Origin of the sequence: Amycolatopsis sp. cmx-4-54 (genome assembly GCF_046548895.1) — a bacterium.
Classification (GTDB): Bacteria; Actinomycetota; Actinomycetes; order Mycobacteriales; family Pseudonocardiaceae; genus Amycolatopsis.
In genome coordinates, this window is record NZ_JAEBEJ010000011.1 from 253,518 (window position 1) to 272,046 (window position 18,529).

22 protein-coding genes are annotated in these 18,529 nt (G+C 69.0%); 8 read left to right on the forward strand and 14 right to left on the reverse strand.

Annotation, left to right across the window (positions count from 1 at the left end):
• Window positions 1-21 precede the first annotated feature (21 nt).
• The 3 genes from ACLJQ7_RS32290 to ACLJQ7_RS32300 are packed head-to-tail and all read left to right on the forward strand — an operon-like array spanning window position 22 to window position 3,168.
• Entirely contained in the window at window positions 22-1,158 is a 1,137-nt protein-coding gene (locus ACLJQ7_RS32290; RefSeq protein ID WP_410652025.1) for a glycosyltransferase family 4 protein, read from the forward strand.
• A 47-nt stretch (window positions 1,159-1,205) separates the two neighbouring features.
• Window positions 1,206-2,069, forward strand: a complete 864-nt coding sequence (locus ACLJQ7_RS32295) for a glycosyltransferase family 2 protein (RefSeq protein WP_410651923.1) — start codon at window positions 1,206-1,208, stop codon at window positions 2,067-2,069.
• Window positions 2,070-2,127: 58 nt separating this feature from the next.
• The gene (locus ACLJQ7_RS32300) at window positions 2,128-3,168 is read left to right on the forward strand and encodes a serine hydrolase domain-containing protein (protein WP_410651924.1); all 1,041 of its coding nucleotides are present in this window, start codon (window positions 2,128-2,130) and stop codon (window positions 3,166-3,168) included.
• A gap of 67 nt (window positions 3,169-3,235) precedes the next feature.
• Here ACLJQ7_RS32300 and ACLJQ7_RS32305 read toward each other — a convergent pair whose 3' ends face one another.
• Together ACLJQ7_RS32305 and ACLJQ7_RS32310 are read right to left on the reverse strand one after the other, a co-directional pair.
• Window positions 3,236-3,673: a hypothetical protein gene (locus tag ACLJQ7_RS32305; protein ID WP_410651925.1), complete on the reverse strand. Its 438-nt coding sequence runs from the start codon at window positions 3,671-3,673 to the stop codon at window positions 3,236-3,238.
• 200 nt (window positions 3,674-3,873) lie between these two features.
• Window positions 3,874-4,326: an adenylyltransferase/cytidyltransferase family protein gene (locus ACLJQ7_RS32310; protein ID WP_410651926.1), complete on the reverse strand. Its 453-nt coding sequence runs from the start codon at window positions 4,324-4,326 to the stop codon at window positions 3,874-3,876.
• Between the two features lie 75 nt (window positions 4,327-4,401).
• Between ACLJQ7_RS32310 and ACLJQ7_RS32315 the strand changes: the two genes are divergently transcribed.
• On the forward strand, window positions 4,402-5,298 hold the full coding sequence (locus tag ACLJQ7_RS32315) for a DNA-3-methyladenine glycosylase family protein (protein ID WP_410651927.1): 897 nt from the start codon (window positions 4,402-4,404) through the stop codon (window positions 5,296-5,298).
• A gap of 544 nt (window positions 5,299-5,842) precedes the next feature.
• On the opposite strand, the gene ACLJQ7_RS32320 is transcribed toward ACLJQ7_RS32315, so the two are convergent.
• The 8 genes from ACLJQ7_RS32320 to ACLJQ7_RS32355 all read right to left on the reverse strand — a co-directional run bounded on the left by ACLJQ7_RS32320 (window position 5,843) and on the right by ACLJQ7_RS32355 (window position 11,786).
• Window positions 5,843-6,043 carry a hypothetical protein gene (locus tag ACLJQ7_RS32320; RefSeq protein ID WP_410651928.1) on the reverse strand — a complete coding sequence of 67 codons (201 nt, stop codon included), beginning with the start codon at window positions 6,041-6,043 and terminating at the stop codon, window positions 5,843-5,845.
• Window positions 6,044-6,144: 101 nt separating this feature from the next.
• Entirely contained in the window at window positions 6,145-6,552 is a 408-nt protein-coding gene (locus tag ACLJQ7_RS32325) for a GntR family transcriptional regulator (RefSeq protein WP_410651929.1), read from the reverse strand.
• 33 nt (window positions 6,553-6,585) lie between these two features.
• Window positions 6,586-7,380: a hypothetical protein gene (locus ACLJQ7_RS32330; protein WP_410651930.1), complete on the reverse strand. Its 795-nt coding sequence runs from the start codon at window positions 7,378-7,380 to the stop codon at window positions 6,586-6,588.
• 65 nt (window positions 7,381-7,445) lie between these two features.
• Entirely contained in the window at window positions 7,446-8,111 is a 666-nt protein-coding gene (locus ACLJQ7_RS32335; protein WP_410651931.1) for a hypothetical protein, read from the reverse strand.
• 31 nt (window positions 8,112-8,142) lie between these two features.
• A complete protein-coding gene (locus ACLJQ7_RS32340; RefSeq protein WP_410651932.1) occupies window positions 8,143-8,688 on the reverse strand; it encodes an NUDIX hydrolase in 546 nt (181 codons plus the stop codon).
• The gene (locus ACLJQ7_RS32345) at window positions 8,685-10,022 is read right to left on the reverse strand and encodes a coenzyme F420-0:L-glutamate ligase (RefSeq protein WP_410652026.1); all 1,338 of its coding nucleotides are present in this window, start codon (window positions 10,020-10,022) and stop codon (window positions 8,685-8,687) included. The genes ACLJQ7_RS32340 and ACLJQ7_RS32345 overlap by 4 nt, the downstream gene beginning before the upstream one ends.
• A gap of 37 nt (window positions 10,023-10,059) precedes the next feature.
• Window positions 10,060-11,055: a 2-phospho-L-lactate transferase gene (gene cofD / locus ACLJQ7_RS32350; protein ID WP_410651933.1), complete on the reverse strand. Its 996-nt coding sequence runs from the start codon at window positions 11,053-11,055 to the stop codon at window positions 10,060-10,062.
• Window positions 11,052-11,786, reverse strand: a complete 735-nt coding sequence (locus tag ACLJQ7_RS32355) for a GNAT family N-acetyltransferase (protein WP_410652027.1) — start codon at window positions 11,784-11,786, stop codon at window positions 11,052-11,054. Before ACLJQ7_RS32355 ends, cofD begins: the two co-directional genes overlap by 4 nt.
• Before the next feature lie 53 nt (window positions 11,787-11,839).
• Between ACLJQ7_RS32355 and ACLJQ7_RS32360 the strand changes: the two genes are divergently transcribed.
• The 3 genes from ACLJQ7_RS32360 to dapC all read left to right on the forward strand — a co-directional run bounded on the left by ACLJQ7_RS32360 (window position 11,840) and on the right by dapC (window position 13,569).
• The gene (locus tag ACLJQ7_RS32360; RefSeq protein ID WP_410651934.1) at window positions 11,840-12,049 is read left to right on the forward strand and encodes a hypothetical protein; all 210 of its coding nucleotides are present in this window, start codon (window positions 11,840-11,842) and stop codon (window positions 12,047-12,049) included.
• A gap of 111 nt (window positions 12,050-12,160) precedes the next feature.
• A complete protein-coding gene (gene fdxA, locus ACLJQ7_RS32365) occupies window positions 12,161-12,481 on the forward strand; it encodes a ferredoxin (RefSeq protein ID WP_016331413.1) in 321 nt (106 codons plus the stop codon).
• Window positions 12,478-13,569: a succinyldiaminopimelate transaminase gene (dapC, locus tag ACLJQ7_RS32370; protein WP_410651935.1), complete on the forward strand. Its 1,092-nt coding sequence runs from the start codon at window positions 12,478-12,480 to the stop codon at window positions 13,567-13,569. Before fdxA ends, dapC begins: the two co-directional genes overlap by 4 nt.
• A gap of 179 nt (window positions 13,570-13,748) precedes the next feature.
• Here the strand turns inward: dapC and ACLJQ7_RS32375 are convergent, their stop codons facing one another.
• Complete coding sequence (locus ACLJQ7_RS32375; RefSeq protein WP_410651936.1) at window positions 13,749-14,357, reverse strand: TetR/AcrR family transcriptional regulator; 609 nt, start codon at window positions 14,355-14,357, stop codon at window positions 13,749-13,751.
• A gap of 78 nt (window positions 14,358-14,435) precedes the next feature.
• Here ACLJQ7_RS32375 and ACLJQ7_RS32380 point away from each other — a divergent pair, with 78 nt between their 5' ends.
• Window positions 14,436-15,839 (forward strand): FAD-dependent monooxygenase, encoded by a 1,404-nt coding sequence (locus ACLJQ7_RS32380; protein ID WP_410651937.1) that lies wholly within the window; start codon window positions 14,436-14,438, stop codon window positions 15,837-15,839.
• Here the strand turns inward: ACLJQ7_RS32380 and ACLJQ7_RS32385 are convergent.
• From ACLJQ7_RS32385 to ACLJQ7_RS32395, 3 genes are all read right to left on the reverse strand, one after another.
• A complete protein-coding gene (locus ACLJQ7_RS32385) occupies window positions 15,815-16,783 on the reverse strand; it encodes a CHAD domain-containing protein (protein ID WP_410651938.1) in 969 nt (322 codons plus the stop codon). The genes ACLJQ7_RS32380 and ACLJQ7_RS32385 overlap by 25 nt on opposite strands.
• A 293-nt stretch (window positions 16,784-17,076) precedes the next feature.
• On the reverse strand, window positions 17,077-18,063 hold the full coding sequence (gene dapD, locus ACLJQ7_RS32390) for a 2,3,4,5-tetrahydropyridine-2,6-dicarboxylate N-succinyltransferase (protein WP_410651939.1): 987 nt from the start codon (window positions 18,061-18,063) through the stop codon (window positions 17,077-17,079).
• Window positions 18,064-18,091: 28 nt separating this feature from the next.
• Window positions 18,092-18,487 carry a hypothetical protein gene (locus ACLJQ7_RS32395; protein WP_410651940.1) on the reverse strand — a complete coding sequence of 132 codons (396 nt, stop codon included), beginning with the start codon at window positions 18,485-18,487 and terminating at the stop codon, window positions 18,092-18,094.
• Between the last annotated feature and the right edge of the window lie 42 nt (window positions 18,488-18,529).

Here is an 18,529-nt window from a genome sequence, read left to right on the forward strand (position 1 = left end):
GGAGTGACCGAAGAGCCTCGCGTGCTGATCGACGCGACCGCCGTCCCCGCGGACCGGGGTGGCGTCGGACGTTACGTGGATTCGCTGGTCGCGGCGCTGGACGAGGACGGCGCGCGGATCACCGTCGTCTGCCAGCCGCGGGACGCGGTGCTGTACGACCGGCTGGCGCCCGGCGCGCGGATCGTGCCCACCTCGCCGTCGACGTCGACCAGGACGGCCAGGCTGACCTGGGAGCAGGCGACCCTGCCCCGGCTGGTCCGGCGGCTTTCCGCCGACGTCGTCCACTCACCGCATTACACGATGCCGCTGGCCAGCCCGGCCGCTTCGGTGGTGACCTTGCACGACGCGACCTTCTTCACCGACGCGGTGCTGCACTCTTCGGTGAAAGCGCGCTTCTTCCGCGCTTGGACCTCGACGGCGCTTCGCCGCGCGACGCTGTGCATCGTGCCGAGTATCGCGACGGCGGCCGAGCTGGAGCGCGTCGGGCAAGTTCGCACCGCCGAAGTGGAGATCATCCACCACGGCGTCGAACCGGACCGGTTCCATCCGCCCTCGTCCGCCGAGATCGAGGCCGCGCGTCAGGCCGTCGGACTCGGGAAGACGCCGTACGTCGCCTTCCTCGGCGCGCTGGAACCGCGCAAGAACGTGCCCGCGCTGATCCGCGGCTTCGCGCACGCCGTGATCGGCAGGCCGAACCCGCCGGCACTGGTGCTGGCCGGGCAACCGGGCTGGGATTCGCAGGTCGAACGCGCACTCGACGCCGTACCGCACCGGCTGCGGGTGATCCGGGCCGGGTACCTGCCGTTCGACACGCTCGCCGGCTTCCTCGGCGGCTCCGAAATGGTCGCCTACCCGAGCCTCGGCGAGGGATTCGGGCTGCCGGTGCTGGAGGCGATGGCGTGCGGTGCGGCCGTGCTCACGACCCGGCGGCTTTCGCTGCCGGAGGTCGGCGGGGACGCGGTCGCCTACTGCGGCGTCGGCGCCGGAGACGTCGCGGCGGCCATCTCGGAGCTGCTCGACGCCCCGGCTCGACGGGCGGAGCTGGCCGAAGCCGCGCTTCGGCGGGCGAAGGAGTTCTCGTGGGCGACGACCGCGGAGCGGCATCGGGAGGCTTACGCGAAGGCTTGGTACCGGCATGCGCAGCGGCGGGCCGGCTGAGGTGGGTGCGGCGCGGTCGCGTTCGGTGACGGGTGGACAATGGCCGCGTGACTGAGCACCCCAGCTACGGCGACGGGCTCGCCGTCGTGACCGTGACGTACTTCCCCGGCGAAACCCTGGAGAAGTTCCTCGACACGCTCGAAAAGGCGACGGACCGGGACGTCCAGGTCGTCGTCGCCGACAACGACTCCACGGACGACGCGCTGGACAAGGCCGCCCGCCGGGACAACGTCAAGCTGCTCAGGATCGGCGAGAACGTCGGTTACGGCACGGCCGCCAACCGAGGTGTCGCGGAACTCGACGACAGTTACGGCTGGGTCGCCGTGGTGAACCCGGACGTCGAATGGGAACCCGGTTCGCTCGACGCGCTGCTGGAAGTGGCCGAACGCTGGCCGCGCGGTGGCGCGTTCGGGCCGCTCATCCACGATCTCGACGGCACCGTCTACCCGTCGGCCCGGTTGCTGCCGTCGTTCGGCCGCGGGATCGGGCACGCGGCGTTCGGCAAGATCTGGCCGGGCAACCCGTGGACGCGGCAGTACCGGCAGGAGACCGGCACTCCGGTCGAGCGCACGGCAGGCTGGCTTTCCGGGTCCTGCCAGCTGCTCCGCCGCGAGGCCTTCGACTCGGTCGACGGCTTCGACACGCGCTACTTCATGTACTTCGAGGACGTCGACCTCGGTGACCGGCTGACCCGCGCGGGCTGGCTGAACGTGTACGCCCCTTCGTCGAGCGTCATGCACATCGGCGGGCACTCGACTTCGCAGGCTTCGGAGAAGATGCTGCGCGTGCACCACGAAAGTGCGTACCGTTACCTCGCGGACCGTCACCGCGGTCTCCTGTGGAAGCCGGTCATGCTCGCCGTGAAGGCCGGTCTCGCGCTGCGGCTCAAGTTCGAAACACGCCGGAAGTAGCCGTTCCGGCCACCGGAATTCACGCGACTCGGGTCCTTGCCGTCGTTACCGTCGGTGCATGGATTTCGCCGCACTGGACACCTGGCTGACCGAACGCGCCGGGGAAGACCGCTTCTCCGGGGTCGTGCTGATCCGGCGCGGAGACGAGACGCTGTTCGAACACGGGTACGGCCTGGCCAGCCGCCGTTGGTCGGTGCCGAACGCGCCGGACGTCCGGTACGACACCGCGTCGATCACGAAGGTCGTCACCGCGATCGCCGCACTGCGGCTGGCCGACGAGGGGCGGCTGGACCTCGATCGCCCGATCGGCGAGATCATCGACCTCGACGGCACGGCGATCGCGCCCGGGGCGACGACGCGGCAACTGCTCACGCACACGTCCGGGATCGCCGACGACGCCGACGAGGAAGCGGGCGAGAGTTACGAGGCGTTGTGGGTCGACAAGCCGGTGTACTCGGTGGTCGACACGCGCGACCATCTGCCCAATTTCGCTTACCGGGAACCGAATTTCGCACCGGGTGCGGGCTGCCGGTACTGCAATTCGGGCTACGTCCTCGCCGGGCTGGTGATCGAGGAGATCACCGGGAGGCCGTATCGCGACCACGTCCGGGAGACCGTGCTCGACCGCGCGGGGATGACCGATTCGGGTTTCTTCGACCGACGCGATCCGGCGCCCAGGGTCGCCGAGGGCTGGGACCCGATCCTCGACGGCGAGCGGATCACCGGCTGGAAGCAGAACATCTTCAGCTACCCGCCGATCGGGACACCCGATGGAGGTGCGTACTGCACCGTCGGCGACCTCGTCCGGCTTCTACGGGCGATCCGCGAGGAACGGCTCCTGAGCCCTGCGCGCACGAAGGAGTTCCTCACGCCGCAGGTGCTCCACAGCAGCGGTGTCTGGTACGGCTTCGGACTCGAATTCGTCCTGGCATCGGACGGCTCGGTGCGGCATTACTACAAGGACGGCGGGAACGTCGGCGTCTGCTCGCTGATGCGGCACTACCCGGCCGAAGGGCTGGACGTCGCGATGCTGTCCAACGCCACGTTCGGCGGGGGAGCGGCGATCGGGGAGATCGACCGGGTGATCCGAGCCTCCTGAGATGCCATGAAAGGTCCTTTCCTTGCGAATTTCGCAAGGAAAGGACCTTTCATGGCGCGTGAAGAAGCTAGATGCCGTCCAGTCGGCGTGAGAGGTTCGACCGTCCCGAAGGGTTCTGCTTCACCGTCGGCACCAGGCCGCCGACCTCGTTCTCGATGGTCTCGGGCTCCGGCTGCTCGAGCAACGGGCTCTGTACCGGCGCGGCGGGCGGCCGCCGGGTGAGCGGGGTCGTCGCCTGCGGCAAGGGCCTGGTCTGCTGGGGAGCGCCGGGACGGCGGGGGTACGGCTGCGGCTGAGTCGAGCCTTCGCCCCGGGCCGGCGGCAGGTCCAGCCGCGTCGTCGGTTCGGGTCCCGCGAGCGGGTGATCATTCTCGGCGATCAACGAAGCCGGTAGCTGAGTGGTCGTATCCGGGTCCGAAGAACGGTCGATCTCCGCGACCACCGATCGGGGGATCTGCTGAGTGTTCGCGGAGTCCATCGGAGACGTCGCGTTGTCCGGTGTCACGACGAAGGCTCCACGCGCGCTTGCGCGTGCGAGCAAGGCGTCCGCCCGAGCACGGGGGTCCATTCCCCTAGGCCTCCCGACTGACCTGGGGCCCTCTGGGTTCAGGGCCGACTGTGTGTTGTCTAGGGTAGGCCCTAGGTGCGGCTGCCGTCAGCAGACCCGCAAACGTCTTCCGACAAAAGTTGGCGGGCCGCCAGGACTCAGGCTTCCATGTCCGAAAGGATCCGCGTGCTGGAGTCGGCCTTGTCGGTGCCGCCGATGCCGTAGACCATCGTGATGTCGTTCCGCGCTCCGGCTTCGACCTCGTCGGCCGGGAGCTCGTCGATGCTGCGCCGGTCGCCGCCGTTGCAGAACTCGAGTTCCGTGCCGGGGTACGCCGCCCGGATCTGGTCGAACGATTCGTCGATGCCCGGTCCCTGCTCGACGGCGATGTACACGTCGTCGACGATGCGCAGCGCGCGGACGATCCTGGCCCGGATGTCCTCGGTCTGGATCACCCTGCCCTTTTTGAGGACTTGCTGGTGATCGTTGTTGACGATGACGATCAGGTAGCCGGACCGCGCCTGCGCGGCCTCGAACAGGTCGAGATGGCCCTGGTGGAGCGGGTTGAAGTACCCGCTGACGATCGAGGCCTTCGCCGGTCGCTCGGTCATCGTCGGTGTCCTCCATAGGCTTACGGTTTCAGGTGGCCCGCTCACCCTAGCCGAGCGCCGGGTAGTTTCACCCGTGTGCTGTTCCGTCCTGGGTTCTCGCTCGATCTGGACGTGGTCCTGGGTCCGCTGAGCCGGGGGTCGCGTTCGCCCAACGTCGTCCGCACCGAGGGCGGGGTCACCTGGCTGGCCGCCAACACGGCGGACGGCGCGGGCACGCTCGCTCTGCTGCGGCGCGCCGATGGCGAGATCGAGGCGGAGGCCTGGGGGCCCGGTGCGGACAGGCTGCTCGACGGCGTTCCGGCGATGCTGGGCGCGGATGACGACGACTCCGAATTCGTCGCGCACCACGACGTCGTCGCGTCGGCGCGGCGCCGGAACCCGGGGCTGCGCCTCGGCTCGACCGGCCGGGTGTGGGACGCGCTGGTGCTCGCCGTGCTGGAACAGAAGGTGACCAGCACGGAGGCGCTGCGGTCGTGGGGCGAGCTGTGCCGCTGGTTCGGTGAGGAGGCGCCGGGGCCGGGGCCGTCACGGCTGCGTGTGCCACCGACACCCGTCGCCATCCGATCCATTGTGGACTGGAAATGGCATCGCGCCGGGGTGGACCTGAAACGGCGGACGACGCTGATCGCCGCTGCCCGCGTCGCGCCGCGGCTGGAGCAGGCCGTCGAACTGAAGGGTGTCGAAGGCCGGGCCTGGCTGCGGAAGGTGCCCGGAATCGGCGTGTGGACCGCGGCGGAGATCGCGCAACGTGCCTGGGGCGACCCGGACGCGGTGAGCTTCGGCGACTACAACATCCCGTCGATGGTCGGGCACGCGCTGGTCGGGACGAAACTCGACGACGTGGGGATGTCCGAGGTGCTGTCGCCGTATTCACCCCAGCGGCAGCGCGCGGTGCGCTACCTGTCGACGGCCGGCTTCCGCCGCCCGAGGTTCGGGCCGAAGATCGAACTCCGCGACTACCGCGCCATGTGACCCGCGCTTCCGCCGCGTTCAGTCCTCTGAATGCGGTCGTGGTGGGCTGAAGGCTCCTTCGTCGAGTCTGATGCGGCGAAAGGAGCTTTCGGCCCTGGTCTGGCGGGTCGTGAGAGGCGTTTCGGGTTATTTGAGGGGTACGGCAACGTGTCTCGAGCGGCCCGGTCGCCGCAAAGACCCTGACGCGGCTACGACTGTCCATAAGGGACTCAAGGTCGGACTTCGGTGCCCGATTTGAGAACTTTGCGCATCGCCGCCCGGGGTCGTGAGTGTTAAAGAGGGTTAGAACGACCGCTACCACTCACGACCCCCGTGCAAAGCGCCCAAATCGGACATGCAGCGAGGTCTTAGCGTCCTTTATGGACGATTGGCGTCGTGCTCGGCTTTGCGCCGCGAAGACCCTGCCTTGTCAATCGACGAGAACGGCCTGTGCGACAGCACTCACACCACGACGCGTTTTCCTTACCCCTCGATAACCCGAATCGCCACTCGCGACCACCACCTCGACGGTCTGTCGCCGCGTTTAGTCCTCTGAATGCGGATGTCAGTTGCCCCAGCCCTGCGGAGGGTAGGGCTGCTGCTGGCTCGGGTACTGCGGCGGCTGCTGCGGGTACTGCGGCGGGTACTGGTGGTACGGGAGAGCCGGCGGCTGCGGTTTGCTGTTCGACTTCACGAGGAAGAAGACACCGACCCCGATCCCGGCCAGGATCAGGACGCCGACCACCAGTACCAAGAGGAAGACCATGCCGAGAGACTAGGCGCTGTCCGGTCAGTCTGTTCGATGGGCTTCGTGATCCTGGCGGTTCGGGCAGGACAGTGTCGGACAGGGCCTGACAGGGCACAGACTCAGTGGGCGGGGCGCTCCTGCAAGCGCGGGTTCGTCCGATAGGCCGTGACGTTCGCGGCGAGCGCGGCGTCGACGATGGCGATCGCCTCGCCCTGACTCAAGCCCAGCTTGCGGGTGATCGCGGCGTATTCGGCGGCGGCTTTCTGGGCCAGCTTCCGGTTTTGATCCCCCGAGTCGCCGACGAAGGTGCCTGCCCGGCCACGGGTTTCGATCAGGCCCGACTCCTCGAGTTCACGGTAGGCCTTGGCGACGGTGTTGGGAGCGATGCCGAGATCTTCGGCGAGTTTGCGCACCGTCGGAAGCTTCGTGCCGACCGGCAGTGTCCGGTCCTTGATCTGGGCGGCGAACGCTGAACGCACCTGCTCGTACGGGGGGATCGGTGAGTTGGTGTCGACGCTGATGATCACTTCGTGCTCCTGGTTCTCGGCTCGCCGGTTTGATCAGAAGACCGCGTGCTGCGGTGGTGGAGAGTCCAGCGGTGCCCTGCGAAGCCGGACCACGAGCGTAGCGAGAAGGCTGATCGCGAGGCTCCCCAGAAAGTAGACCCACAGCCACGAGGCGAACTCCGGTATCGCGGAGGTCAGGGGGACGGCCAGGTAGATCCCGGCCGGCATCAGGGGCAATTGCGCGTCCTTCTTGCGGAGCATGTCGTCGGTGCGCAGGGAGCGCTCGTCGACGGCCAGGCTGGGCTGCCTGATCACCTGCCGGGCCAGTGCGATGGACAAGACGCCGAGGACGGCGATCCCCGCCGCGTAGGTGAAGCCGACCAGCCGGTTTTCGGGTGACTCGGCGAGGAACCCGATGGTCAGGCCGAGACCGATGCCGCCGACGGAGCTGACCAGCCACAGCATGACCGTGCCGGTGCCGGCCACTTCACGCACACCGAGCCGCTTTCCGTGCGCGATCCGGCGTGGCACCGACCGCGCCAGCCGCTGTTCCGCCTTGCGTATCCGGAGGGTGGCCCACCAGACAAGACCGGCCAGGACGACGAAGGTCACCAGGATCGCGATGAGGGAGGCCGATTCGGAAAGTCTCGGCCACTCCGCGTTACGGCGGGACATGAGTGCGGGGACGCCACCCGAGCGTTCGAGGAAGAAGTCCTGACTCAGGAAGAGCCAACTGCCCCACGTGGCCACGAGCAGGCCCAAGGCCACCCCGACCGTCTGTCCCCTGATCCTGCTCCGCAGCTTCATCCTGGTCAGCTGAAGCTGTTGGGATTCGTCGAGAACCACCACAGCGCCCCCTTGTATCAGTGATCGTATCGCCATGATGGCACAATCACTGATACAAAGGCAAGCGGCTAGTGGCGAGGCGGGACGACCTGGGTCCGATCGCCGCCGGAGACGACCTGCGTGGCGTCACCGCCGCCACCGGGGACCACCTGTGTCCGGTCGCCGCCGGCGGGCGAGACGACCTGCGTGCGGTCCGCGGCGGGTGAGACCACCTGGGTCCGGTCGGCGCCGGCGTCCGCTTGCTGCCGCGGGGACACGACCTGGGTGCGGTCCGCGCTGCCGTCGATCGGCGGCCCCGGCCGCGGGGGAGGCGGCGGGAAACCGGGCTGGGCCATGCCGCCCGCGCCGAACGGATTGGGCGCCGGGGCGCCCGGAGATGGCGCGAAACCCGCGGGGGCGCCAGGCGGCGGGAAGCCCGCCGGAGGCGGCGGGAAGCCGGGCGCCTGGCCGTAACCGGGCTGAGGCGGCGGGAAACCGGGCTGCTGCTGCCAATTCCCCTGCGGGGCGGGCGGGGGCGGCGGGAAGCCGGGGGCCGGGCCGCCACCGCCGAAGTTCGGGTTCTGCGGGAAGGTCATCGGCGGCTTCTTCGCCTGGTTGACCTTCACGATGATCACCACGATCACGATGATGACGACGATGATCGCCAGGACCAGCAGAAACCAGCCGAAGCCGTCACCGTCACCGCTGCTGTGGACCCGGACCCGGTCGAGATATGGCGTCAGCGCCGTCAGCATCATTCCCCCTTTAGGACGTTCAGCGGACACCCTAACGGCCGGGCGTGACGGGCACTGCGGCTTCCATCAGTTCGGCGAGATCTTCCGACCCTTCCGGCAGGGAATCCACCGGCCACCACCGAAGATCGTCCGATTCGTCGCTTTGGACCGGTTGCGCTCCCCGTGGCGCGCGCACCACGAAACGCACGTCGAAATGCCGGGTGGGCACACCGAGCGAACACGTGATCGGGTGGACGTCGAGGTGCACCGGGGCCGGGTCGATCACGAGGTCCTCGATGCCGGATTCCTCGCGTGCCTCACGAAGGGCGGCTTCCACGAGCGTCGCGTCGCCGGGTTCGCAATGCCCGCCGAGCTGCAACCAGCGTCCGACTCGCGGATGCAGGGTGAGCAGCACGTTTTCCGCGTCGGCGTCGAGAAGGACTGCCGACGCGGTGATGTGCCCGGCCGCGCATTCGCGGCGGCAGACGTCGTCGCGGGCGGCGAGGAAGCCGAGATAGGCCTGGCGCAAGGATTCCTGGGCCGCGTCCACCGGTCGCCAACCGGACAAAGTGGATACGACGTCGTCGTGCAGGGTCACAGTTCGAGAAGTCCTTCACCGGGTTCGACGGGGCCGCGGGCGGGCGGGAGGGCGGCGGGATGCCCGATCGCGACGGCGCCGAGCGGTTCCCAGCGCTCGTCCAGACCGAGCGCGTCACGCACGATGTCCGCGGCGAAGATCGTCGACCCGATCCAGCACGAGCCGAGGTCTTCGGCGGCGAGCGCGACCAGCAGTCCCTGCACGGCCGCACCGCCGGCGACGGTGAACATCGTGTGCTCGCAAGCGTTTCGCCGATCGTCGCGGTAGGTGTGCGCGCCCTCGGCGACGAGGAACGGCACCACGACTTCGGGCGCGTTGTACAGGATGTCACCGCGGCTGAGCCGCTTCGCGACCTGTTCGGCGGTGAAGTCGTCGGCTTCGAGATCGGCCTGCCACGACGCCTTCATCGCGTCGAGAAGCTTGCGGCGCAAGCCTTCCTCGCGCAGCCACACGAACCGGACCGGCTTCGTGTGATGCGGCGCGGGCGCCGTCAGCGCCGTCCCGACCGCGCGGCGCAGCACCTCGGGATCGACCGGCTCGTCGGTGAACGACCGGATCGAACGCCGCGCGAGCACGGCTTCCCGGCGGCCTTGGGCGATGGATTCGTTGGTACCGAGGCGGAACAGGTCCTCCTCGATCGGCCGCAGCAGTTCGCGGGCGGTCGAACCGTCGTCGGTCAGCCGAAGCCCGCGCACGACGGCGACCGGGGTCCCGCCGAGCTTGCCCTTGACCAGATCCGCCGCGGCGGCGAGTTCGTCGGCGATCGCCACCTCGGTGACCGCGAGTTCGTTGCCCTGGCTGTCGACCTCGCCCGCGTACGAGTGCAGCACCCGCAGCCCGGACGCGCCGATCGCGGCGTCGGTCTGCCCGACCCGCCACGCGCGGCCCATCGTGTCGGTGACCACGACGGCGACCTCGACGCCGAGCCGTTCACGCAGCCCGTTCCGCAGCGCGAGCGCCGAAGCGTCTGGATCGGACGGCAGCAGCGCGACCTCGCCGGAGGCCACGTTCGACGCGTCCACCCCGGACGCGGCCTGCACGATGCCGAGTTTGTTCTCGGTGATCACCGTCCGGTTGATCCGCGCGATCACGCGGACGGACTCCTCTTCGACGAGCTTGCGCCGGGCGGCGTCGCGCTCCTCCGGATCGGCGGGAACGCGGATCAGCATGCCCTCGACCTTGGAGACGATCTTGCTCGTCACGACCAGGACGTCGCCCGACCGCAGCCAGGGAGCCGCTTCGACGAGCGCCCCGGTCAGGTCGTCGCCGGGGCGGAACTCCGGCAGCCCGTCGACCGGCAGGATCTCGATCTTCGCGGAAGCGTGGTCAGGCAGCTTCTTTTCGGGGAAGGAAAACTCCGGCTGATTCTTGTCAGGCACCAGAAACTCCCGCCAGATCGAAAGCCGCGCGCACCATGGCCTCGGTGGCGTCCACATCGGACATCAGCAGGGGCACGTCGCGGACGGCGACTCCCGGCACGTCGACGGTCTCGCCCTCGGAGACCAGCCAGCCGTCGAGCACGCCGTCGGATTCCTTGCGGGAACCGTAATGCCGTCCGACGGCCTCGGCCGAGGTCTCCACGCCGATCGCGCTCAGGCACGCGTCGGCCATCCCGCGCAACGGCTTCCCGCCGATGATCGGCGAGACACCGACTACCTTCGCACGCGTCTTCCGCAGTGCGTCGCGGATTCCCGGGACACCGAGCGTCGTGCCCACCGAGACCACCGGATTGGACGGCGCGAACAGCACGATGTCCGCGGCCGCGATCGCGTCGAGCACGCCCGGCGCCGGCTTGGCCTCGTCGGCGCCGACGGCGATGATCGAATGCGCCTTCGGCTCGGCGCGGTAGCGCACCCACCACTCCTGGAAGTGGATCGCCTTGCGCTGATCCGGATCTTCCGGATCGTCGATCACGACATGCGTTTCGACCCGCTCGTCCGACATCGGCAGCAGCCGCACGCCCGGCTGCCAGCGATCGCACAGCGCCTCGGTGACCTGCGACAGCGGATAGCCCGCGCGCAGCATCCGCGACCGGATCAGATGCGTCGCGATGTCCTTGTCGCCCAGGCCGAACCAGGTCGGCTCGGCGCCATAGGCGGCGAGCTCCGCCTTGACCGTCCAGGTCTCCCCGGAATGGCCCCAGCCGCGCTCTTCGTCGATCCCCCCGCCGAGCGTGTACATGCAGGTGTCCAGGTCCGGGCAGATGCGCAGACCGTGCATCCACACGTCGTCCCCGGTGTTCACCAGCGCGGTCACCTCATGCGGCGATTCCGGCGCGGAACCCCTCGCGGGCAGACCCAGTGCTTGTTTGACCCCCAGCAGGAAGCGGGCCCCGCCCACTCCGCCGACCAAAATGACGACCTTCACGACGGGCGATCCTCGCACGCCCCCGGAGCCGGGGCCCAGTAGCGGTACCTGTGGTGCTCCGTACAGCCCAGGCTTTCGTACAGCTTCAGCGCGCCCGAATTCGCCACCGCGACCTGCAGCAGCATCCCGGTCGCGCCCTGAGCGGCTCCCCAGGCGCCCACGGCGTTCATCAGCCCGCGTGCCAGCCCTCGCCGCCGGAACTCCGGCCGTACCTCCAAGCGGGCGATGTGCAGCCACTCGCCGACGACCGCTCCGCGCACCGCGCCCGCCGTGACGTCGTCCAGCTCCACGACCCCGAAGCCGACCTTGCCGGTGCCGAGGACATGGCGCGGCGCCTCCGGCGGATCCGCGCTGCCCGCCGCCATCTCCCACCATCCGGACGTCGGTTCGTCCAGGATCACCGCTCCCGCCGAGGTCCCGCGCGTGAGCGGCCCGGTCAGCACGCGAACCTCGTGCGCGGGGCGGTGTTCCACATAGTGGACCCAGCCGAAGGCGGCTAGGGCGTCCTCGAGAGACGTGTTCTGGATCACCTGAACGACGGGCGGGATGGCATGATCGTGGGCGAAGTCACAGACCGTCCGCAGGGCGTCTGGCAGCGGTTTTCCCGGGTCACCGATCGCCAGGGCACTGTTGGCCCGCGCGGTGAACCCGTCCGCCCAGCGGAGCCTCCAGTCACCGATCCGGCTCTCCAGCAGGGGAGTCCAAGCCTGGCTACAGGCGAGCTCGAGCATTTCCGCACTGTTCACGGTTAGATTGTGCCAAGGAAGGCAGTGGAGGGACCCCGATGAGCATCGCGCGCAAGGACGACAGGCACAACGAAGACCTCGTCCGCGAGATCTCGGACGGCTTCAACCGGGCATTGGGCGCGGAAAAGGCCGTCGAGAAGGACGAGAAGGGCGAGAAGGGCACAGTAGCGGCGAAGCCCGCCGCGCCGACGTTCGTCATCACGGGGGACAGCAGGGCCACTCCGCCGCCGCGCCGGAAAGACCGCTGAAAGCCCATACCCGGGGTAGGCGATAAGGGTGGCCTAAGCGGGCCGGTCGCGCCCGTGGGCGCGTAATGTCCGTTGCAGACTGGTGAAGCAGAGATAAAGCAGGAGTACGCAGTGACCTACGTGATCGCCGAGCCCTGCGTCGACGTGCTCGACAAGGCGTGTATCGACGAGTGCCCCGTGGATTGCATCTACGAGGGTGACCGCATGCTGTACATCCACCCGGACGAATGCGTCGACTGTGGTGCCTGCGAGCCGGTCTGCCCCGTCGAGGCGATCTACTACGAGGACGACGTCCCCGACGAGTGGAACGACTACACCAAAGCCAACGTCGACTTCTTCGACGAGCTCGGCTCGCCCGGTGGCGCCTCCAAGGTCGGCAAGACCAGTCACGACCCCGCCTTCATCAAGGCTCTTCCCCCGCAGGGCGAATGAGCCGGGTCGCTCTTCCCGATTTTCCCTGGGACTCCCTCGCCGAGGCGAAGGCGAAGGCCCAGGCGCATCCCGGCGGCCTCGTCGACCTGTCGATCGGCACGCCGGTGGACCCGGTCCCCGAGAGCGTCCGCGCGGCACTCGCGTCCGTTTCGGAGATCCCGGGGTATCCGACCACGCACGGGATCCCCGAGCTCAGGGCCGCCGCGATCGACGCGCTTTCGCGGCGGCACGGCGTCGAGGGGGTTCCCGAGGCGGCCGTGCTGCCGACGATCGGTTCCAAGGAACTGGTCGCTTCGCTGCCGCGGCAGCTGGGGTTCGGCCCCGGCGATCTCATCGTGATCCCCGAGGTGGCGTACCCGACCTACGAGGTCGGCGTGCTGCTGGCGGGTGCTTCCCTGCTGCGCGCGGACAGCACGTTCGCGCTCGGCCCGCAGCGGCCTTCGATGCTGTGGATCAACTCGCCGTCCAACCCGACCGGGCGCGTGCTCGGCGTCGACCACCTGCGCAAGGTCGTCGAATGGGCGCGCGAACGCGATGTCGTCGTGGTCTCCGACGAGTGCTATCTGGCGCTGGGCTGGGAAAGCGAGCCCGTGTCGATCCTGCACCCGTCCGTGCGCGGCGGCTCCCTCGACGGCCTGCTGGCCGTCCACTCGCTGTCGAAGTCCGCGAACCTCGCCAGCTACCGCGCCGGATTCGTCACCGGTGACCCGAAGCTCGTCGCCGGGCTGCTGGAGATCCGCAAACACTCCGGGCTGATCGTGCCGCGGCCGGTGCAGGAGGCCATGGTCGCCGCGCTGAAGGACGACGAAGCGCTTGCCGTGCAACGGGAACGCTACGCACGTCGTCGGCTGGTGCTGCGGAAGGCGTTGCTGGACAGCGGTTTCGAGATCTCGCATTCCGAGGCCGGGCTGTATCTCTGGTCCACGCGCGGGGATTCCGCGCTCGACACGGTCGACTGGCTGGCCGATCGCGGCATCCTCGCCGCGCCGGGCACGTTCTACGGGCCGACCGGCGGACGGCACGTCCGGATCGCCTTGACGGCGACGGACGAGCGGATCGACGCGGCCGTGGAGCGGCTCACCGCTTGAGCTGAAGTACGTGAAGGGGGCCTTCACGTGGGCCCAGGGCCTGTTGCGAAAGCCACTTTCGCAACCTTGAACGTTGCGAAAGTGGCTTTCGCAACAGGCGTCGACGCACGAGCCGAATGGATCGGCAGCGGAAACCTCGGGCCACGGCGTGGTGAAAAGGACAAGTCCTGTCGGCGGTGTCAGCTCACGTCGCTGCCCGTGAAACCCCGGTAGACGAACCGCGTCAGCGCCTCGATGGCCTCGTCCTCCGAGACCGCCGACGGGTCGAGCAGCCACGTGTGCGCGAACCCGTTGACCAGCTCGCCCATCATCGCGAGCGTGAGCCGTTCCGACGCCGGTAGTTCCATCCCCGCCGCGGTGATGTACCCGAGGTGGTCGAGGAGGTCCGCCGCCTGAGAGGCGCCGAAGTGCGCGTACGTGCGGGCGAAATCGTCGCTGACCATGGCGGCTTGGCGCAGCGCGAGCATCGTCGGGGCGTTGTCGCGGTGGAAGTTCCAGTACTCGCGGACGTGCCAGCGCACCGCTTGCGGATCGGTGAAGTCGGCTTTGTGCTCCGGCGAGGACGCGTTGACGTCACTCGCCGTCGCGAGATCCTCGAGGAGCGCTTCGAGCAGCTCTTCCTTGCTCGTGAAGTGGTTGTAGAACGAGCCCGCCGCGCGTCCCGCCTCAGCCGTGATGTCGGTGATCTTGGTGTTCAGGTACCCCTTCGCCGCGAAAACGCGCTTCGCCGCCTCCTTGAGCGCGGCCTCGGTTTCCGCCGCTTTCTCCTTGCGGCTCGTCGCCGTCATCGGCACCTCCTTGACAGGAAGGCTAGCAACGTCCATGCTGAATCCATATTCACTGAATTGCAATTCACTGGAGGGAAGATGACCCAGGTGCTCATCGCGGGAGCCGGGCCGACCGGGCTCACGCTGGCCATCGATCTCGCGCGCCGCGGTGTCGCCGTGCGGATCGTGGAGAAGGCGGAGACGTTCTTCGAAGGCTCACGCGGCGACGGCCTGCAACCGCGCACGCTCGAGGTCTTCGAGGATCTCGGGGTACTGGACGCGGTCCTGGCCGCCGGGCAGCCGCCGGTGCCGATGAAGATCCACCTGGGCGGCGAGGTCGTGGGCGAGCGGATGATGGCCGAACTCGCCGAGCCGACCCCGGACGTGCCGTATCCGAACGGGTTCTTCCTCAGCCAGTCACGGACCGAAGGAATACTGCGAGACCGGCTCGCCGAATTCGGCGTCCAGGTCGAAAGCGGCACCCCGTTGCTCGGCTTCGAGCAGGACGCCGGCGGCGTGACGGCCGAGCTTCCGGGTGAGCGGGTCCGGGTCGACTACCTCGTCGGTGCCGACGGCGGGAAGAGCTTCGTGCGCAAGGCGCTCGGGATCGCGTTCGAGGGCACCACCGACGAATCGATCCGCATGCTGCTCGGCGATGTGCAGGCCGAAGGGCTCGATCGCGCGTACGGGCATTGGTTCGCGAAGGCCGAAGATCCGATGTCGGGAATCGGGCTCACGCCGCTGCCCGGGGTACCCCACTTCCAGTTCGGCGCCCCGCTGGGCGAAGAGAAGGTCGAGGCGTCACTGGAGACATTGCAGGCCCGGCTCGACGAACTGTCCGGCGGCGGGGTCCGGCTGCACGATCTCGCCTGGGCGACGGTGTGGCGGCCCAACATCCGGCTCGCCGAGCGGTTCCGGGTCGGCCGGGTGTTCCTCGCGGGCGACGCCGCGCACGCCCACCCGCCGACCGGTGGGCAGGGACTCAACACCGGCGTCCAGGACGCGTACAACCTGGGCTGGAAGCTCGCCGACGGTTCACCGGAGCTGCTCGACAGCTACGAGCCCGAGCGGCGCGGGGTCGCCGCGAGGGTGCTGAAGATCAGCACCGAGATCCTCGAGAAGTACAAGGAAGGCGCGGAAGACGCGCACGAGCGCGGCGAGAACACGCGTCAGCTCGACATCGGGTATCGCGGCGGTCCGCTCGCGCCCGCGGCGACCGGCCGGATCCGGCCGGGAGACCGCGCGCCGGACGCGCCACTGAAGGACGCGAACGGCAAGTCCGTCCGGCTGTTCGAGTTGCTGCGCGGCCCGCAGGCGACGGTGCTGGTGTTCGGCGACGGTCCGGCGCCCGAAGGCGCGCGGCGGATCCTGCCCGCGGGCAGCGCGCTGTCCGATGCGGACTTCGAGGACGTCGGCGGGCATGCCTTCACCGCGTATGAAGCCGGGAACGGGCGGCAGGTGCACATCCGCCCGGACAGCTACATCCGCGCGCTCACCGCCTGAGCGGCTTTGTCGACTTCGGCCCAGACGTCGCGCCACACGGCGCGGACCTCGGCGCGGCGCAGCAGTTCCTTCTCCGCGATCCGGCCGGCGATGAAGGCGAGTTCGGTGTCGGTCGAGTCCAAGGCTCCTCGCATCCGATCGGCGGCGACGCAGGCGTCCTGGTGGTCTCCGAGGACGGTCTGAAAGTCCTTCGTGGCCTTGATCAGCCGCTGGATCCGCTCCGCCTGCTTCTTCTTCGCGGCGGGCTTGGCCATCTCGGCGGCGTAGCGGAGTTTCTTGCCGTAGATGCGAAGCGCGTGAAGGTCGTCATCCGGGGGATCGGCGGGAAGGGCCTTCACAGCCTTCGAGAGCTTTCGGTGCGGCTTCGCGAGACCGGCCACGAGATCGGCCGAGGTCTGGGGGCTTTCATCGGCTTCTTCGGTGGCGGGCTGCCGGGCGAGGCGGCCGATGTTCTGGAGCATCGAGGCGTACCGAGGGCTGGCGAGCGCGCGGGTGAGCCGCCGCTTCGCGACACCGCGCTCGGTGACGAACTTCGACACCAGACGCCGCGCGGCAGGCTGGTCGCGCACCTCGAACTCGGCGACGACCTCGCGGAGATGCCCGATCAGGACGTCGTAATCGCGGACCTCGCCGAGGGACTGGCCGAGCCAGCCGAGCTCAGCGCGCACGGGCTCGGCGTCCGGGCCGACAAGGCGGCCCGAGAGCTTGAGGACGCTCCGCATACGGCGCAGCGCGACCCGCATCTGGTGCAGATCTTCGGGGTCGGCACCGGATTTGGTGCCCGGCTCGTGCGCGAGGAGTGCGCGGATCTCGACGTCGAGTTTGACCCGGACGTGGGTGGCCGCCGGATCGCCCGGCCCGGCTTTCGCGGGACGGTCGCCGAGCCCGAGCGCGGCCGGAGTGGTCGAAGGGACGTTCTTGCGCGGCAGGGTCTCGGCTGTCACAAGGTGAATTCTAGGTGAACCGGCAAGGCGGTCCAGGCCGTGAGAGAAGCAAGGGACCTTTGCTACCGCCCTCCGGGGGAGAGTGGTAGCAAAGGTCCCTTGCTCTCGTTCCGCGGCACCCGAGAGCAAAGGTCCCTTGCTCACCCGGAGGCAGCGGTTCGGTCTTCAGGTGACTGTGTGGGTTTTGGGACATCTGACGTCCCGAAATCCACACGGTCGGTCAGCGTCGCCCACCTGCTGTCCGCTCGGTCGCGCGGCGCGGTAGCAAAGGTCCCTTGCTCCCTTTCCGCAGGTCAGTTGGCGTGCAGGGCCGCGTTCAGCTCGATGCCGACGCCGGTGCGCGCGACGACCTCGACGGCGCCGGTCCCGGAGTTCCGCCGGAACACCGCGCCCGAGATGCCGGACAGCTCCAGCGCCTTCACGACCTTGCCCTCGAAGGTCACCTTCGTGCCGGCCGTGACGTACAGACCCGCTTCGACGACCGAGTCGTCGCCGAGCGAGATGCCGACGCCGCCGTTCGCGCCGATCAGGCAGCGCTCGCCGATCGAGATGGTCTCCTTGCCGCCGCCGGACAGCGTGCCCATGATCGACGCGCCGCCACCGACGTCGGAGCCGTCGCCGACCACGACACCGGCCGAGATCCGGCCTTCGACCATGGAGGCGCCGAGCGTGCCGGCGTTGAAGTTGATGAAGCCCTCGTGCATGACCGTGGTGCCGTTGGCCAGGTGCGCGCCGAGGCGGGCGCGGTCGGCGTCGGCGATGCGGACGCCGGTCGGCACGACGTAGTCCACCATCCGCGGGAACTTGTCCACGCCGTAGACGGTGACGTTGCCGCGCGCCCGCAGCCGCAGGCGGGTCGCCTCGAAGCCCTCGACGGGGCACGGCCCGTGGCTCGTCCACACGACGTTCGCCAGCAGGCCGAAAATGCCGTCGAGGCTCGCGCCGTGCGGCCGGATCAGTCGGTGCGACAGCAGGTGAAGTCGCAGGTAGACGTCGTGCGTGTCACCGGGGGCGTCGGACAGCCGGGCGATGGTCGTGCGGACCGCGACGACCTCGACACCGCGATCGGTGTCCGGGCCGAGCTGGGCGGCCGCGGCCTCGCCGAGGGCTTCGGAGGCCTCTTCGGCGGTCAACCGCACCGTGCCGGCCTTGCTGTCGGTGCCGCCGGTCAGCTTGGGCAGCGGGAACCAGGTGTCCAGTACCGTGCCGTCGGTCGTGACGGTGGCCAGTCCGACGCCGGTGGCGCCGGTCGTTTCGGGGTCAGGGGTCTGCTCGCTCACGACCTGAACGGTAACCCAGTGACACTCCTCAGCCGTCGACGAGGCTCTTCACACTGGTCAGCGCCGCCGCCATGTCGCCGAGCGCTTGGCCGCACGGGCCGCCGGGAGCCGCCTGGTCCTGGCAGTTCGCGGTGCGGAAGGCGCCGATCGGGCGCTCCAGCGCGTCGGCGTGCGACGACAGGTCAGGGCGGCGCTTTCGGACGGTGCCCGCGGCGCTGAAGAGTTCGGTCACGTACTTCTGGCAGCCCTTAGGCGATTCGGTCCCCGGCGCCAGATAGCACTGATCGGTGGTCAGCGCCTTGAGCTTGATCGGCAGCACGTCCGGCCCGGTGCTCTGGGTCGGCCGGACCTTCACCGGGACTTCGCTCGATCCGCACCCGCTGAGCACCAGGAGGAGGGCGACCAAGATCGTTCGCATGCGCACTCCTTCACGGTAGTCCCGGGCCCCCGGCGGTACGGTGCGGGC